This window comes from Ruegeria atlantica (assembly GCF_013032005.1).
Classification (GTDB): domain Bacteria; phylum Pseudomonadota; class Alphaproteobacteria; order Rhodobacterales; family Rhodobacteraceae; genus Ruegeria; species Ruegeria atlantica_A.
This window is the reverse complement of the sequence record NZ_WQBE01000003.1, coordinates 308,464-326,047: the sequence shown is the minus strand read 5'-3', so window position 1 is coordinate 326,047 and position 17,584 is coordinate 308,464. Positions and strand designations below refer to the sequence as shown.

Sequence of the window (17,584 nt, the reverse complement as noted above, 5' to 3'; positions counted from 1 at the left end):
CGTATTTCGGTCGAAGCGCTTAAGCCGTCTCGTTCCAAGCCCGACCGGGGAACGGTACGGTTTCGCTATCGGACATTTAATCAGGATGATGTCGAAGTGCTGAACTTGGTCATGCATCACATGAAGGCGCGGCGGGAATAAATCGGTTCATCTATGTATTGCGAGAGTTAGGTTCTGAGCCTTTAGCAAATCGCGAAACGCACATTCCGGGAGTTCTAAACCAGCTGACATTGGTGATTTTGGATCGAAAACAGCGCCCTACTTCACACCGGCAACCTTCAATTTTAGGTTTCAGCGAAAATCTTTCAGAAAGAAATCCTTGCTCCTCCGATAGTTTCAATAAGCGGGGTTAGATGGGATTTGTAGTTTAGCCATTTTTCCTTTGAGGACTTGTACAGTGGCTGGCGCACTTGCTGAACACTGGCGGTACGAACTCGCCGCGCATCTTTGTGAAATTCAAGGCAGCGATCATCCCATTCAAGACCACAAAAGGCGATCAGGCGACGCGCTTCAAACTCAATGTTCTCGACCAGGTTTTCATAGTGAACGGTGTGAAAACTGCCCGACGGAAGGATATCATTCCAGTGTTGCATGACGCGAACATAGGCGTTGAAGTACCGGCCAAGCTCGACCTGGTCATAGCTGTGATACTGGCTGCGCTGAAAAACCCGTGTGAAACAGGACAGGCACGTATCCATTGGGTTGCGCGCGACATGCACGATCCGTGCGTTGGGCATGATCGCGTGTATCAGACCAACCATCAGAAAATTCGCAGGCATTTTATCGACGATAAACGGTTTACCAGGCGCGTGCGCGTCAAGCTGCTGGATATATTGTTGGGCGCGTTTCGAAATCTCGTGATCCGGCAGAGCGGCGATCAGACTGCCCGTTTTCTTGTTTCCACCGCGCAGCTGATCGGTAAACAGCTTGTGCATATAGCTCAACTCTCCGGCCCCAAAAACGTAGGGGTGGCTGGCGAGGATCGACTCAGTCAGCGTGGTTCCAGATCGGGGCATACCAACAACAAAGATCGGCTGGCTGCTATCCACAGAATTTTGGCGGAGCTTTTGGACCAGCTCTGGCGTAAACATCGAAATCAGATCATCGGCGGTTTCCTCGATCTGGTCCGCGTCAAAATCGATAATGCTGCGCTTTAGCGCGGCCCCTTTTGCAAAATGCTCAAAAGCGCTGTCGTAGCGCTTGAGGTCCTCATAGCATTTCCCCAAAGCGTAGTGATACGAAACCGATTGTTCGGGCGGCAACTTGTCGACCCCGGGCAACGCGGCCACAAGAGCCTGAAAATCAGGGTTGTCTTCGGCAACCTTGTCCAACCTGACCAACGCGATCTGCGCATTCAGACGCGCCTTGTCCCTTTCAGCTGCCTTGTTGAACCAACTGCGGGCGGCGTCAAAGTTGCCGCGCTCCATCTCCAGATGCCCCAATGCGATCATCGTGGCCGAAAAATCTGGCTTTAGCTCAAGGGTCTTTTCGTAATTGGCAAAACCGGCCTCAAGGTCGCCAAGGTGCGATTTGCAGACGGCGATATAGTGATACGCAGGTGCGTGGCTGGGGTCTAAACGCTGCGCTTTTTCAGCCTCGGCAAGGGCAAGTTCATGCAGGTTTTTCTCGGTCAGAACTTGTGCAAGCCCGACATAGGATTCGGGCTTCTTCTCATCCAGCGAAATTGCATTCCGAAAACAGCGTTCGGCTTCGTCCCATTCGCACTGCAAAACGTGTAACCGTCCCCGATTGCGATGCAGCTCTGCGGAAACATGTCCCTTGCCTAGGTAATCATCTGCCAGCTCTATGGCCTCTTCCGACTGTTCAGCTTCTATCAATACGGAAATGAGGTTGTTGACACTCTCCAGATAGCCCGGGCGCAGGTCCAGCACCCGGCGGTAGAATGAAATTGCCCCTTCTCTGTCCTCGTTGTCGCGCGCGATCGATCCCAGATTATTCAACGCCGCAATCAGATCGGGGTTTAGGGCCAACGCTCTTTTCTGACAGGCTTCGGCTTCGGACAGTTCGCCCATATCATAATAGGCCAACCCAAGGTTTGAATGCCCATTTGCAACCCCCGGAGCAAGCTGAACCGCACGTTTACCGACCTTGAGTGCTTCTTCAGGTTTTCCGTTCGTGCGCAATACCTCGGTAAAATTTGACAGGAACCCGGCATTGTCTGGCTGCAATCGGATCGCTTCGCGCATGGCATTTTCCGCAGGCCCGGTCTGACCGGTTTGAAACGCAATTACGCCAAGCAGTTGATGCGCAGGGGCATATTCGGGCGCCGCCTTGAGGACTTGGTTCAGAACCTTGACAGCTTTGTTCAATTGCCCTGTTTCAAATGCCTGAACACCTTGGTTATAGGCTTCTCCGATGGACAAAGTCTGGTTTTTTGGCATTCAAGTAGCTCCGGGCTGGCGCATGATAGCAACCTGATACCAAGCGCCGTCAAATTGCCACATTGTGTTGCAGTTTTCCTACGAATTTCCAACAGCAATAGATCATCTTATGCAATGCAAAATTGGTGGATTGCATATATGTTAACGACTTTTTAACAGTTCATAAGCGTAGCCGATCGCGAATACGCGGCAAGCTTCGACAAAAAAAGACAAAAAAAATCTAACGGGATAGTAAATGTCTAAAAATGGGTCGGGGGTGAACGCCCCCAAGCTCCGTGGGGGGCGTCTTTTCAAGTGGAAAGGCCAAATTGTGAGTGCGGCTCCTGCCGCGTTGCTGGCACAGGTATCGATGGTTGCACTGACTGCCGGGAACGTACATGCGGATACGATCTCGAATGTGGTGACGACGCCTCAGGTTTTCGCAACCGATGCGGATCACGAAGTGACCGCAAGCGGCGCGATTGAGATTACATCTTCGACGGCCGCCGCCCTGACGATCACTACGGATTACTCAAGCACGTTTACCAATAACGGGTCGATTTCGGTCACTGCCACCGACACGGATACGGCGACGGGCCTGCGCCTGGATGGCGGCCTGCTTGAGGGCGGCGAACTGGTGAATAACGGCTCCATATCGCTGGATATTACGGGCTCTGACCCTCAGGATATTTATGCAGTCCAGGTCAATGGTGATGTCGCCGGTTCGATCGTCAACAACGGCACCATAGAGGTCGATGTGCAATCGACTGATGGGGACATCGAAGCTTGGGGTATCTATGTCGATGGAAACCTTACAGAGACCGGCGAAATCCTGAACACCGGCACGATAAGGGTCGATGGGCTTATCAACACCTCTGCAGGAAGCACCGCATCTATCTACGGTATCGCCGTTGATGGCGACGTTGGTGGCTCCATCCGAAACACGGGCACAATCGATGTACGCGCCAGATCCTTCGCCGACGATTACGCCTATGCCTGGGGCATCTATGTCGAGGATGACCTGCTAGAGACCGGTGAGATTGTGAACTCGGGCACCATAAAATCGGTTGCCATCACCACCGTTGACAGTACTGCATCTGCATTCGGGATTTTCGTTGATGGCGATGCGTCCGGTGTGATCTTGAACACGGGCACTCTGGACATTTTCGCATCTGCTCCAACGACCTATGAAGCGATCGCCTATGGCATTGCTGTCGATAGTGATCTGTCCGGCCGAATTGAAAACAGCGGTACGATCAAAGTAACTGCCTTGGCGGTTGAATCCGACGCTTCGGCATATGGTATCTTCGTCGATGACGATATGCTGGAAGGCGCAACCATCATCAACAGCGGCACGATCACTGCATTCGCAAGTGCCGATACCGATGATGAGGCCTATGCAGGCGGCTTTTACCTCGAAGATCTGGTTGAAGGCACCGTAATCAACTCGGGTACGATCACCGGGACCGCGCTTTCTCTTAATACCGGTGACGAGGCGACAGCTTCGGGCATGTATATTGGCGATGACGTTTCGGGAACGGTCACCAACTCGGGGACCATGACCTTGCGTGCCGAGGCTGCCGAAGACTCGGCAACTGCCGCAGGCTTTTATCTGACAGACAATCTGAGCGGCACCATCACAAACTCGGGCAATATCACGGCCACCGCCATCTCGCGGGATACCGAGGCCGAAGCCTACGGCGTATACGTCGACGAAACCGCAACCGGAGACATCTCGAACTCGGGCAATATCACGGTCACCGCCCAGGGTGGGATGGATGGCGGTGGACTATCGCCGGACCAATCAACGGCAATCGGTATCTACGCCAACGACATGCAGGGATCGTTCTCGAACACCGGACAGATCACTGTTCATGGGACCGGTTCTGCCGGGACACGTGCTGCCGGTATCCAATTCGACAACTTTGACGGCACGATCGACGGCCTGGGAACCATCCGGGTTTCCGGCAATGACGAGGTTTATGCCGTTTATCTCGGGACGGGTTCGGGCACGCTTAACGCTGACACCAATGATGATGTCGACGGCGTCATACGAGTCGACGCGCACAACGTAAATCTCGACGCGCAGGGCGGCAGCGCAGTGTTCAACTTTGAAGACGCCACGCCCGGAGCGGGTGTTTTCACGACCACCGTGTCCGAAGAGGGCTCTGCCTGGTTCGTACAGGATGAGGGCGGAGCAGCACCGGTATATGCCGCTGTAGATGCTGATGATTTTGCGGTTTCAGGCGACGTCGTCGCCTTTTACGGCAGCGTCGTAGGCAGCAGTGGCAACGCGCTGAACTATGCACCGTCAGAGCAAGTTGCGCAGGGGTTCACCTTTGCGGGCTTCAGGCCATATGCGATGATCGACGCACAGTATCGAGAGTTCGACCCTGAAACCGGCAGCGATCTGGACGTATCGCTTTTCAGCGGCAGCGCCGGGATTACCGGTCAAATGGACAACGGCATTGCGTTGGCTGTTGGCATGGGCGTGTTCTCGGCGGACGGAGATAACGAGTCCGCGGACTTTGACACGACCGGCTTTTTTCTTGACGCCGCCGTGGGTCGACAGATTGGTGCCTATACGCTTGAAGCTGGGTTTGGCTATGGCTGGCTCTCGACAGACCGCACCCGTCAAATCAATGGCAGCGATGATGCTCATGCCGATTATGACAGCAGGCTGTTGACAGCGCATATCGCGGTCGAACGTGGGTTCGACGTCAGTGGTGATTTCGGGCTGCTCGGATTTGCGAATGCGCGCTATACCAACCAAAAGGACGATGGCTACACCGAAACACGCTCAAGCGCCAACGCCACGGTCGGAGATGTCACCACCGAAGTCATCGAAGCCCAACTGGGTGTAGAGGCTAAAAAGCAGTTCGGTAATGGCGGTATCCTAAGCGGGCAGCTCAGCGGTGTTCTGCGGCGCGATCTGGGAACAACAGATGCTGATGTGACCGTATTCTCATCGACTCAGTCGCTGATATTTGCATCTACCGACTTCACCGGCGCTCGTGTCGCGGTTGGCTACGAGCAAGATATTGTTGAGGACATTCAGCTTGAACTGAATGCCGAACAGGAAATCGGCAGCGACGCCCAGGGCCCCTTCCTTCGGGCGGGACTTCGCTGGTCGTTCTAAATAAAAAATCTCCGCGGCACCCGGAACGGTGCCGCGGAATTCCAATTGGTCGAACTCACGCATTGCGGATAGAGCATCATTCGCTTCAACTGCTTCGACACAAGTCACTTAGACTTCTGCATCCCATCTCAATTCTTTGGCAGGAACTACTGCGCTTCCCATGATCTTTATGAATGCAGCCTCTATGTCCTTTTTATGCTGGTCACGAAAATCCAAGTTCGAATCCGGACCAATATCTTCTGCCAACATCACCCATTCAGAAAATTCACTTGCAGCTACGTTCCCATATTCATGAATGAAATGCGTTACTTGCATCGGTTTCCCATCAACGACACCTCCACAATAGCCATAGCGGACGCAGACGAAATCCATCAGTTCATCAAAACGATTTTGGAGCATTTAGCATTCGACACGCTAGAGCTGTCGTGTGGCGCTAAATGAGCGCAGATTAATTAGTGTAGCTTGTCAAAATCGCAGAGAACCGCTGAACGCAAAGGGCCGTTTTCCCAGGCTGTGTTGCAAAGTACGGGTTCAAACCGAACATTCGCTGCACCGATCATTTATGACCGCTCCCCTGCTCGCACAATGTCAGCGAGGGCAGCGATGAATACCTACAGCAAATTCTGGGAATAGGTTCAATGGTCAGGAACTGGCCCTGATGTTCCCCGTGCAACCAAGGTCGCGGAATACTCAAAATGACGGACTGGCAGTTCGGGTGTTCGCATTCGGTCCAGAAGGATTTCAGCCAATCGCGTGCCTAGTTTCTTTGGGTTGATTGCCATGGTTGAAAGGCCCGGCGTCGAAACGGCCGCGTCTTCGATATCGTCGAACCCCTGTCGAACCTCGACGCGCTGTTGCGGATGGAAATGCGTGCCGAGTTGAAGGGTTTCTGGCCGAAAGCAAAACCGCTGCCACTTACGTGACTCACGATCAGGTCGAGGCCATGTCCATGGCTGACCGGATCAGTGTCATGCATCAGGGCAAAATTGTTCAGGCAGCCTCACCCATCGAGGTATATCGGGATCCAGCGGCCGAGTTTGTGGCCAGTTTCATCGGCGACCCGCCAATGAATTTCCTTCCGGCTGAGTCTTCGGGCTCTGGTCGCTGGACAGTTGCAGGGCAAAGCCTTGAGGGTCCAGTCAGCGGCAAAAACCTGAAATGGGCCATTCGCCCGGAAGATTTGCGCGTTTCGGATCAGGGCCTTGGCACGGGCCAAGATTGTGGAGCCATTGGGTCCGCATATGCTGGTGACGTGTGACGTGTGACGTGGAAGGGCACCAGTTCCGCGCGGTACTGGACAGTGAGCTTAGCGTGAAGCCCGGCGACGTTCTCACCCTGGAGCCGCAAGAAGGCCAGGGACGCTGGTTTAACTATTATGTTCTGGATGTCAGGCTACGATCCGATCTGGATCGGTTCATTCTTTGCGACGTTCACCATGCCGTTCTTCCTGATGGTGCTGGCCGGAGCGTTTGGCATTTCCCGAACCTCGAAGAACATGCCGGTGATCCAACTTATCAACCTGTCTGCGTAGCTTGGGTAGTTTACCAAATTTCCGCGCGCGGCGGTTTCACGACCCCAAGTGAATACGTTGCCGTAGGACTGGCCTTGTTTGGCGCGATCTCCATGCAATTGTACATCCACATCTTCTCGAACTATGGCCGCAAGCCGAACGTTGCCATTGTGAAAGGCCAAGCGTTATCTGAATTGCCGCTGCAACGGCTGGACGAAACGCACACGACCTCCGCGTCCTTTACAGGCGAACAAACACTGCTGGTGTTTTTTCGCGCCAACTGGTGTCCTTTCTGCTTGAACCAGCTCAAAGAGGTGAAGGCAAAGGCGGGTGTGAAGGTAAAGTTTATCTCTAACCAAGGTATCAAGAATTCCGAGAAACTGGCAAAGAAACTGATGTTACCGGCACATTTCGAGATCCTTCAGGACAACGGATTGGCCGCCGCCAAGACCCTGGGTAACGAAGATTTGGGTGGAGCACCGTCTGAGATGCCCGGTTACCCTAGCGAAACTGTCAAAGCGACTGTCATCGCACTGGATGAAGATGGCACAGTGATCTTCGGCGATGAGACGGACAACTATCGCATACGCCCTCATCCCGACGCGTTCCTGCACGTCTTCGAACTGCGCGGCAGCGTTCAGGCCTTCTCGGCGGCATAAGTGTCGCAACGAACAAAGCAACGCGCGCCTGCGCGGTGCTGCTGCCCAACCAGACATTAGGTTTGGACAGTTTCTTCAGGACAGTGGTGATACGCAAACAATCAGAAAAAGTGGTGCGGGTGGAGGGACTTGAACCCCCACGCCTTGCGGCGCCAGAACCTAAATCTGGTGCGTCTACCAATTTCGCCACACCCGCACGACCGGCCTTGAGCGCCGGATTGACGTGCTCAATAACAAAGGCTGCGACCGAGTGCGAGAGGGAAATTGGCTTTTGGCAAAGATTATTGCCTCCTTATTGGCGACAATCTTGGCGAGGCTGATCGTCATACCCGGCGCGCAGAATTCAAGCCTCTGAGGGTGCGTGAGCAGACTAAATCGGGCCAATAGTCCCAATTTATTGAATGTTTGGAACTTAGACCCCTGGCGAAAATCAGTACGACAGCATTTGATCCCTCAATTGGTCGCCCTACCAATAGTTGACGATTCATGCACATTAAAGATGGCCGAAAAATTACACTCGCTTACGTTGAGTTATCTGATTGAAAAACGGGCGCGCCTAACACGGCTGCTTCGATCATCGCACCGGGAGGGTCGGAAAACCGGTTCGTAGATAAAATCTCTTATCGAATTTATATTGTTATAAAACAATATATTATCCGCCACTCCCTCAAGATAATTCATCCTACAATCAACGCCTTGCTCAGCTATGGCGCCTTGATCCTTCAGTGTCGAAATCCTTCCCACTCGGCCATGAGTTGAGCAATTGTTGGGGCTGTGACCATATTTGCGCCACAATTCAAACGCCAAAAAATCTTATTCGCGTCAAAATAACACCGCCTTGCCAATAATTATGGAGAGCGGGAATTAATGAGTCTTTTTGCCTTCGGGCAAGTACGAGTTTTTTTTTGCTCAACTCGAACACGAGGATCTTAACCGTGACCAATATGATGAACGCTGCTTCTGCCGAGCAAGACGCCATTGGTCTTGCCCGTGAAAGTTTTCTTGGTGAACTGAAGTCCTTGAACCGGAATCATCCGAACACAGGCTTCGGCGTGTCATTGCGTACGCATTCGGGGGGTCACTACCTGTTGGCCAACTCGCGCATGCCGTTGCCCCGAACGAAATCAAAGAGTTTTCCGACCGGACGTCGCCTGGCTCTGCTGGAAAACAGTGAACAGTTCAGCGAGATCGAAGTGCTTGCCGATTCTCAAGCTTATGAAACGATCTCACCCGGTGACGAGGCCGATATTCTGGGCACCGCGCTGAATCTGATTGCTCGTATCGACATCATGACCAGCTCTCATGACGGTCAGGACCACAATCCCATTGCTGCCACTGGAACCGGAGGCTGACCATGGCCCGAAACGACCATCTTCTGTCCGTTGGAAATGAGGCGCTGACGCCGATGACTTCGGCCATGACTGCCCTGTCTACGCAGATCGACCAATTGACAGAGGTAGCAGATGCGCGATCCTCGGCGCGGCTTGCAACGCTAAAGACGAAGATGGAGAATTTTACGGCCAGTGTGACACTGGTTGGGCAGGTCAAGGCTGGCAAATCCTCGATCGTGAACATTCTGGCCGGGCGCCCCGCCCTGCTGCCGTCGGATGTGAACCCGTGGACCTCGGTGGTAACCACGCTGAACATCAACACCCGCACAGAAGGCGACAAAAAAGCCAAGTTCACCTTTTTCGAACAAGAAGAGTGGGACAACCTGATGGTCGGCGGTGGCCGATTGGGAGAACTGGCCAATCGCGCCGGGGCCGATGATGAGATGGAAGATATTCGCCGCCAGATCGGCGAGATGAAGGCCAAATCCGAATCCCGCCTGGGCCAGCATTTTGACCTGATCCTGGGACAAAGCCACCAGTATGACTATTTCGACGACGAACTGATCCAGCGCTATGTCTGTCTGGGCGATGACGAAGACCCGGATATCAACCCCAAGACCGGGCGTTTTGCCGACGTCACCAAATCTGCGGAACTGTTCATGGACATTCCGCAATATCCGATTTCGCTGAAACTCTGCGATACACCCGGCGTGAACGATACGTTTATGGTGCGCGAACAGATTACGCTGCGCAGCCTGCGCGGGTCCGAGGTTTGCGTTGTTGTTCTGGCCGCCAGCCAGGCGCTGACCACCATGGATATGGCGCTGATGCGGATCATCGCACAGTTTGAAAACCGCCAGATTATCCTGTTTGTGAACCGCATCGACGAATTGTCAGATCCGGTCAATCAAGTGCCGGAAATCCGCGACCGCATTCAGGACACGCTGAAACAGAATAATATCGACACGAGCACAAGCGTTGTGTTCGGCAGTGCCCTTTGGGCCGAAGCCGCCCTGACCGGCAATCCCGACATTCTGACAGAAGAGTCGCGGCAAGCTCTGAATACCTTCTATTTGGCAGCAGGGTTTGGTGATCAGGCCCCGTCGCTGGATAAAATCTGGGCATTGTCGGGTCTTCCCGATCTGCTGCTGGCGATGAATGAACGGATCGCTGACGGAGCGGGTACTCGCCTGTTGGATCGCGTCCGGCATCGCGCCCGCAATATCGCCAGCCAGATTCGGGCGACGGCTGTGGCCAAGAACCTGTCCGACGGCCAAGGGATCGTGCGGGATCTGGATGGTGTGACCCCCGAAGAGGCAATCGCCAAGGTTGCTGAGGAATACGATAAGAAGGCTGCGGAACTGACGACCGCCTTGCGCGACAAAGTGCTGGAACGTCTGAAATCGGCCGAGGCGAACTTTGTCAAACGCGCAACGGACTCTTTGATTTCGCATCTCGAACAGAATGGCGAGGAAGGCACTTGGCAATATGACCCGGCGGGTCTGCGCACATTGCAGAAAGCGGCCTATTTCAGCTTTGCCCGCGCGATGCGCAAAGAGGCAGGCGCGCTTTACAGTACCGCCGCGGCGGATGTCGAAGCGCTGTATCAGAAGCTTTTGGGCAACCATCTGGGTGAATTCAGCATCGAAGCCCCAATTGTCCCTCGCGTACCTCCGCCACTGGGCATCGGGCGCACCATTGCGCTGGACCTGCAAAGCACATGGTGGCGCCGCTGGTGGCAACGCCGCAAAGGGTTCGAAGCATACGCTGCCGATTATACGCGCCTGATCGCATCCGAGGCGAACTCGATCACCAAGGACCTTGAGGAAAATCAGATCGCCGCGGTTCTGGAAAATGTCCGGGCCGGGTTATCTGACTTCCTGCGCGAGCAGGCCGAGACCCTGTTGAACATCTCGGCCTCAGCCGAGCAAGACCCAAGCCAGGCCGCGCTTATGGCCGGTATAGCACCCAAGAAATCGCGCGACGATATCCTGGGTGACATCCTGAAAGATCTTAGTAACGAGGCAGCATAAGTAGCGATATGGCAAAAGACACACAAACCCGCTTCGTCTCTCCTAAGGCATGGGAACGCATCGAGCAGTGGTCCCGGCGCAAACCGATCTTTGCGCTGATGGGAGAGTTCAGTGCCGGAAAATCGACGCTGATGAACTTTTTGCTGCGCTCGCACGCGCTGCCAACGCAGGTCACGGCCACGCAACTGCCCCCCGTCTGGTTCAGTTGGGGAAAAGGTTCGGCCTATGTGCAGCGCCATGATGGTAGCCGCGAGAACATTACGCTGGACCAGCTTGATACCGTAGGGGTCAACGACGTTCAGTTCGTTCGCATTTTCCTTGAATCCGACATTCTGGAAGCGGTGGACCTGATCGACACCCCCGGCATTTCCGACCCGAAAATTTCCAGCGATGTCTGGCGTCGCGCGGTCGGGCAAGCCAATGGCGTTCTGTGGTGTACTCATGCCACCCAAGCCTGGCGCGAGACCGAGCGGGCGACGTGGGTGTCTTTGCCCGAACGGTTGCAGCATAACTCGCTGCTGTTGGTGACCCGCGCAGATGTGTTGGGCCAGAAAGATCGCCAAAAAGTGCTGCGCCGCGTGAACCGCGAAGCCGGTCATCTGTTTAACAGATCGATCCTGTTCTCGGCTCGTGACGCGATCACGGCGCGGGACAAAAGCGGTGACGCCGAGCTGTGGGCCCGCAGCGGTGGCGGCAAGATGGTCGACAGCTTCCTCGAAATCACCGAACAGATCATGGACAACCGCGCCGATATGCTGGCGCGCTACCAGATCGACAACAGCCTGTCAGGCGGCCTTCGCGTTCAGCCAATTCGCCCCAAGCGAAAGGAAGAACAGGCCGACGAACCGGCGCCGTTGAAATTGGTCGACCCCGTATCCGAATCCGAGGCGGGTGGCGCAGACGAAGTGGTCACCAACTTCCCAATTCGTCCAACGCGTGTCGAGCGCCGCGCCGAGGATACCGACCGGGAAGAACGCATCGATGCGGCCGAGGCCGAGCGCCTGCGCGCCGAAATGGTGGCGGAAAAGCAGGATGCTGAACCCGCCCAGGACGCCCAAGAGGACGAGCTGCGCGCCTTTTTCCGCGACACACCGGATACCGGCCTGAACCTGTCCGAACACGTGCGGGGTTTCGACGAGGAAGACTCGTTCGATCTGCTGGATGATGACGAATTGGACGAAGATGACGATATCAACCTGTTGTCTGACCCCGAAGTGGACAGCCCTGCCGAAGAACTGGCCGCTTCGGACCCGATCCTTTCCTCGCCCGAAAACGAGTTGGCAGACACGTCCGAGCAGGGTGAGAACGCCGAACACGCACCGGAAGACCGTCGCGCCGATGTCTCGGTGTCATCAATTACGGCTTTGCTGGCGGAACAGGCGAAAGGCGCAGATGATGAGTATGAGCCCGAGCCCGAATCCAGTGGTCTTGTGGACATGCAAGTTGTGCCGCTGTCCAACGGTGCTGCCCCTGACGAGGCAACCCCGGCCGCAAAAACCGGCGAAAAACTGGAAGATTTGCTGAACGTACCGGCAGGAAAACCGCTGAGCGCGGCATCCATGTGGCGCGACATCACTGCGGATGAAGATTTGCCGGACGACGCTGAAGGCATGAAAAATGTGTTCGACGCGTTCCTCAAGGAATTCGACCAGATCGCAGCCGAACATTACGCACGTCAGGCCAAGGGCTCGATGCATACGGTTCCGAACGCTTCGAAAAACGGCGGGGCGGAATTCCATGTGTTGTGACCCGAAGCGCAGGTAGCAAGCGATGACAATCGAAGCCGCATTGAACACCGCGATGGACACCATACCCGACTGCATTGCAGCCGGGTATGTCGATATGGAAACGGGGATGTTGCTGGCGACCAACACCTTGGACACAGACAGCGCGGACGTTCTGGACACTTTGGCCATTGCCGTGACTAACCTGTTTCAGGGTCGCGGCGTCAAAGCCTTTGAGGAATTGTTGCGCTCGGCCACAGCAGAAGAGTCGGATAGTCCGGGATTTGGGGAAATCGCGGTGTTTTCGAACGATCGGCTGCACATCTTTCTGCGGACCCGGGAATATCCCGATCACGTGGTCTGCTACATCTGTCACAACAGCGCCAATGTCGGGTTGGCGTTGACCAAATCGCATCTCAGCCTGGGGCCGGTAGCGGCTGCAGTTTAGACCGGACCAGAGGGGGGTCACGGCATGATGGACACGGACATACTTGATCTGCTCGACAATATCGGTCGCGCATCTGTCGCCCGCCTGAATCCGGCGGTGACCGTACCAGGCGAAACAGCCCAGGCGCGGCGCGAAAAGGTTTTGCGTACCATTCGCGGCACCATCCTGCCCCGTCGGTTGGAATTCACCGCCGCCAACGGCGATTGCCTGGCGATTGAGGTCAACAGCTCTCGGGTGACGGATGTGTTTCGCGTGCAATCCGGTATTGCACCGGATTTCGAAACAGAATCGCGTGAGGATCTGGCCGTCAAACTGGCGCAGCTGGTCACTGACATCGCCTGCGCTCCTGCTCCGCTTGAGCTTGTTTCCCTGCAACCAGACACGGCGCTTGAGGCGGATGACGTTGGCATAACCTACAGCGAGATCGAAACCGCCTGTGAAAACATAGAAGTGCCGACAGAGCCGGTTATTTCCATTGTTGCGGATGCCAACCCGGACGAAATAGCATCCGCCGATGAAGCTTTGGAAAGCGAAGAAAACGACACTCTTGCGCAGCGTTTCTATGACGGGTCCGAGCGGTTTGCACAGGGGCGTGTTCTGGCAGCCGGGGCCGACGGGGCAGCACTGCAAAAGGCAGGTGATTGCCAAGAAAATGGATCATTACACCCCGATTCTGACCTGCTGGCCCGCTTTGCCCGCGATCTTGCTGGTTGGAATGGCGACAGCGCCGCCGTGATGGACCATCCGCAATTGATTGTCATGCGCCCTTCGGGTGGCAAAGACGCCGGGCTGGCAATCCTGAACGATGGTAAAAACCTGGCAATGGCCGTACACGAGGCGCGCAAGCTGGGGGCCGTCGTCAATCTGTGGACCAACCTAAAGAGGCCGGACGGATGATTTCGGCCAAAACATTCAATTTTTCGACTAATTCTATCCGTGATTACAAGTTACCAGGGTAAAGTTTATGAGTGAGAACAACCGTCGCGAGTTAATCCGTATTGCCGATGACATGAACGGCACCTCTAATGAAGAGACCCGCCAGTTCATTTCGCGAATTGTCAGCGACCTGACGAATCTGAAACCTTCGATTGCCTTTGTCGGGCAGATCAAGGCCGGCAAATCCCGTTTGATCAACGGCTTCACCGGGCAGGCCGAATACCTGCCGTCGGATGTGAACCCGTGGACGACGGTGATTACCGATATGCATTTCGGCCACCCATCGGGACGCACCGCAGGGGCCGAATTCCACTTTTTCGACAACCGCCAGTGGCAAGCGCTGATCGCCGAAGGCGAAGAGCTGCGCAACATGTTCCCCGATGACGAGGACAGCTATAAGCGCGAAATGATCGAAGAGCAGGTCGAGGCGATGAAAACCCGCGCCAAGCTGCGTCTGGGTGAAAGCTATAAACACCTGCTGGGTCAGCATCACGATCTGGATGACCTGAATTCGGACGATCTGGCGCGCTATGTCTGTGCCGGGGATGATCCGACCGAAGAGGGTGAGCACGACCCTGGATCAGATCGTGGTCTCTACAGCGACATCACCCGCAAGGCCGAGGTCTATTTCGACATCGGCCACTTCCCGTTCCCGCTGACGGTGACGGACACGCCGGGCGTCAACGACCCGCTTTTGATCCGCGAGGAGATCTCGCGCCAATACCTCAAGGAATCCGACTTCTTTGTTGTGGTTCTGTCTGCGCATCAGGCCCTGTCCCGCGCCGATCTGAAACTGTTCCGCCTGATGCAGGCGCTGGAACTGGGTCAGATCGTAGTCTTCATCAACCGCGTCGACGAATTGGGCGGTGGAGCCGAAGATGCGGGCAAGGTCCGGGCCGATGTGATGGACGGTCTGGAAAAAGCACTTGGCAATTCGGATATCGATGTGCTGATGGGCAGCGCCCAGTGGGCGCACTATGCGCTGACCGGGGACGAAACAGGTATCAACCATGATGAAGTCCTGGCCTGGCTGCGCGCGCATCCGGAACAAATGAAGCAATATCTGGACGGGGTCGAAGAAATCAAACGCGGCTCGGGCCCGATCAGCCGCGAAGGCGTCTTGCGGTTTGCCGCCATGATCGCTTCGGGCTTGCCAGACCTGCGCCGTCACGTGACCAGTGCGCTGACCGAGGGACCGCGCAATGAACAGCTGCGGATGGCTTGGCAGCACCTCAACAGTTTTGCCCATGGCGAGCTTGAGCGCAGCAAGGCCCATCTGCGCGTCATCGAAGAGGAAATCAGCCCTGCCCCCGACAGCGGTGACGAGAATAGTAAGACGCTCGCCGATCTGCGCACACTGGTAACGCAAAAAACCTCGGAAATCGTCAATGACATGGACGATGTTCTGGCCAATCTGCGCGGGGTCATGGACGATACCGTGGCCGAGTCTGTCTCGGCTGTGGTTCGGGGACCGAACGGCGACTCACCCCTGCTTGCTAAGGGTGGGGATACCGAACTGAACTTCACTCCGCTGCGCGACCGTATGCGCGAGTTGGTTCAAGGGGCCACGCAAGTGGTGCGGCAGCGGATGCTGAGCGAATTGTACTCGATTGATATGCAAAGCAATGCCGCCTTGCGCGCCCTGCCCGGCTGGCAAGACACAAGCGACAACCGCATGAATACCAGTGCCGTGCGCTGGTTCCGCCCGGATACCACAGCTCTGACCCGCGGCATTACGGTTGAACTGCGGGTCAGCTGGCTGTCACGTCTGATTTCACGCAAAAGCGTTGTCGCCCGCGCCGAACGCATGATCGTTCAGGAATTCGAGATGATCGGCGATGATCTGGTAGACACCGCCCGCAGCGATTTGTTGGAGCGCCTGAACACCGTTTTGGATCACTATCTGGCCTTGCTGGCCGGGCATCTTGAACATCGCATTGGAAGCGGTGAAACCAATGAGCGCACCGAGGCCCAAATGGCCTTTGATCAGGCACAGCGCATCGTGGCAGAACTAAGCGCAGTATTCGGCGCGGATGACGTAGACAAATTACTAGCAGAGGCGGCGGAATGATCGAATTTCCCGGAACCGAACAGGAAGTAAGACAACTTGAACGCTTTCTGACCGTGACCGAAAACCTGACAGCCGATGAGGCACTGGGCGATATGCGCGATAGAGCGCTGGCCCATGCCGAACGGCTGTCCAACGCGGTCAACATCGGTTTTGCCGGGGAATTCGGGGCTGGCAAGTCCAGCCTTGCCAACATGTTGGCCGGGGCCGATATCCTGCCCACCGGGCCACAACACCTGAAATTGCCACTGGTTATCGTCGCCTATTCCGAAACTCCGGAAACCACCGTGGGCTGGTGGGATCGTGAACCCAAGATTTATTCCGGCATCGCTCTGGAAAAAGCAGCCGCGGATGAACCCGATTTCATTTCGGTTGGGCTGAACACCCCTGCCCTGCAGGAAATCTCTTTGTTCGATCTGCCGGGAACCGGCGCCCTGGACGACAATTACAAAGAGACGCTCGATCTGCTGAAATTCGTCGATTGTGCGATCTGGTGTACCAACGGGACCAATGCCTGGCGTGAAACCGAACGGCATCTGTGGGTACAAGTCCCGCAAGAGCTGCGCGCCAATAGTCTGCTGGCCGTCACCCACACCGATCTGCCGCATGTCAGCGAAGCACTGGATCGGGTTCTGTCGCGGCTCAACAAGGAAAAGGGCGATTTGTTCCGCTCGGTCGTGCCTATTGGCACGCCGGTTGCCGTCCGCGCCATGGCGCAGGAGCCCGAGCCCGATTATACCCTGTGGGAAACTTGTGGAGGCCAAAATCTGGCCGAACAGGTTTTAGAGATCGCATCCGCCCGCCGTCTGGCTGACCTTGAAGCCGCACAGGCAGACCTGAAACAGGACTTTCTGCCCTTTCTGGAAACGCTGGACCTGCCCGAGGCCGAGCCGCAGCCAGCCGACACTGCCTCGATGCATGCCACGCTGGAATCCGCACTGCCGCCGCTTGAAAACCCGATCCTTGAGGACTGGCTGGCCGCAATTGCCAGCATCTACGAAGACCTGCGTGAATCGTCGGATATCAAACCGTCGGCCTTTTTGCATTCGTGCCAGGAAATCGTCGAAGATTTCGCCGAACGGTTAGAGCAAGGGGGAGAAATCGACCCCACGGCCGACTGGATCCCGGGCGAGTTCGAAAAGGCCACCGACCTGTTGTTGTTGTTGCAATTTGAAAGCGGTGACGCCCCCTTGAAGGACGCGATCAGCATTCTGGCACAGCTCAGCGATAACCTTGCCTGGGCAGGCAGCCGAGTGGATTCGGCGCAACCAAAAACCGGAACCTGATAACTTCTCGTTAAAATTGAGTCGCGATACAGCGATTCGAATGCCCCAGAATCGCACCTAAAACTTTCT

At 55.6% G+C, this 17,584-nt stretch carries 13 protein-coding genes and 1 tRNA gene; 10 read left to right on the top strand and 4 right to left on the bottom strand.

The genetic code is table 11. From position 1 onward, the window contains the following. Positions 1 to 305 precede the first annotated feature (305 nt). Positions 306 to 2,402: a tetratricopeptide repeat-containing sulfotransferase family protein gene (locus GOX21_RS09050; RefSeq protein WP_170377107.1), complete on the bottom strand. Its 2,097-nt coding sequence runs from the start codon at positions 2,400 to 2,402 to the stop codon at positions 306 to 308. A gap of 310 nt (positions 2,403 to 2,712) precedes the next feature. On the opposite strand from GOX21_RS09050, the gene GOX21_RS21725 reads away from it, so the two are divergent. Further along, complete coding sequence (locus tag GOX21_RS21725) at positions 2,713 to 5,520, top strand: autotransporter outer membrane beta-barrel domain-containing protein (RefSeq protein WP_170377105.1); 2,808 nt, start codon at positions 2,713 to 2,715, stop codon at positions 5,518 to 5,520. Positions 5,521 to 5,628: 108 nt separating this feature from the next. On the opposite strand, the gene GOX21_RS09040 is transcribed toward GOX21_RS21725, so the two are convergent. Further along, complete coding sequence (locus GOX21_RS09040) at positions 5,629 to 5,919, bottom strand: hypothetical protein (protein ID WP_170377103.1); 291 nt, start codon at positions 5,917 to 5,919, stop codon at positions 5,629 to 5,631. A gap of 236 nt (positions 5,920 to 6,155) precedes the next feature. Continuing rightward, positions 6,156 to 6,302, bottom strand: coding sequence for a hypothetical protein (locus tag GOX21_RS21720; RefSeq protein ID WP_368040002.1), 147 nt, complete (start codon positions 6,300 to 6,302; stop codon positions 6,156 to 6,158). Positions 6,303 to 6,439: 137 nt separating this feature from the next. Here GOX21_RS21720 and GOX21_RS21425 point away from each other — a divergent pair, with 137 nt between their 5' ends. Together GOX21_RS21425 and GOX21_RS21715 are read left to right on the top strand one after the other, a co-directional pair. Beyond that, entirely contained in the window at positions 6,440 to 6,778 is a 339-nt protein-coding gene (locus tag GOX21_RS21425) for a hypothetical protein (RefSeq protein ID WP_174818860.1), read from the top strand. Positions 6,779 to 6,831: 53 nt separating this feature from the next. Next, positions 6,832 to 7,689: a peroxiredoxin family protein gene (locus tag GOX21_RS21715; protein ID WP_174818859.1), complete on the top strand. Its 858-nt coding sequence runs from the start codon at positions 6,832 to 6,834 to the stop codon at positions 7,687 to 7,689. A 111-nt stretch (positions 7,690 to 7,800) separates the two neighbouring features. Here GOX21_RS21715 and GOX21_RS09020 read toward each other — a convergent pair. Further along, positions 7,801 to 7,885 (bottom strand) — tRNA-Leu (locus GOX21_RS09020). Positions 7,886 to 8,633: 748 nt separating this feature from the next. Here GOX21_RS09020 and GOX21_RS09015 point away from each other — a divergent pair. From GOX21_RS09015 to GOX21_RS08985, 7 genes are all read left to right on the top strand, one after another. After that, positions 8,634 to 9,041: a hypothetical protein gene (locus GOX21_RS09015; RefSeq protein WP_174818865.1), complete on the top strand. Its 408-nt coding sequence runs from the start codon at positions 8,634 to 8,636 to the stop codon at positions 9,039 to 9,041. 2 nt (positions 9,042 to 9,043) lie between these two features. After that, positions 9,044 to 11,053 (top strand): dynamin family protein, encoded by a 2,010-nt coding sequence (locus tag GOX21_RS09010; protein ID WP_170377101.1) that lies wholly within the window; start codon positions 9,044 to 9,046, stop codon positions 11,051 to 11,053. 8 nt (positions 11,054 to 11,061) lie between these two features. Beyond that, on the top strand, positions 11,062 to 12,801 hold the full coding sequence (locus GOX21_RS09005) for a dynamin family protein (RefSeq protein ID WP_170377099.1): 1,740 nt from the start codon (positions 11,062 to 11,064) through the stop codon (positions 12,799 to 12,801). A 22-nt stretch (positions 12,802 to 12,823) separates the two neighbouring features. Then, positions 12,824 to 13,225: a hypothetical protein gene (locus tag GOX21_RS09000; protein WP_170377097.1), complete on the top strand. Its 402-nt coding sequence runs from the start codon at positions 12,824 to 12,826 to the stop codon at positions 13,223 to 13,225. 24 nt (positions 13,226 to 13,249) lie between these two features. Then, a complete protein-coding gene (locus tag GOX21_RS08995; protein ID WP_170377095.1) occupies positions 13,250 to 14,122 on the top strand; it encodes a hypothetical protein in 873 nt (290 codons plus the stop codon). Between the two features lie 67 nt (positions 14,123 to 14,189). After that, on the top strand, positions 14,190 to 16,232 hold the full coding sequence (locus GOX21_RS08990) for a dynamin family protein (RefSeq protein ID WP_170377093.1): 2,043 nt from the start codon (positions 14,190 to 14,192) through the stop codon (positions 16,230 to 16,232). Then, positions 16,229 to 17,515, top strand: a complete 1,287-nt coding sequence (locus GOX21_RS08985) for a dynamin family protein (RefSeq protein WP_170377091.1) — start codon at positions 16,229 to 16,231, stop codon at positions 17,513 to 17,515. Before GOX21_RS08990 ends, GOX21_RS08985 begins: the two co-directional genes overlap by 4 nt. Positions 17,516 to 17,584 lie beyond the last annotated feature (69 nt).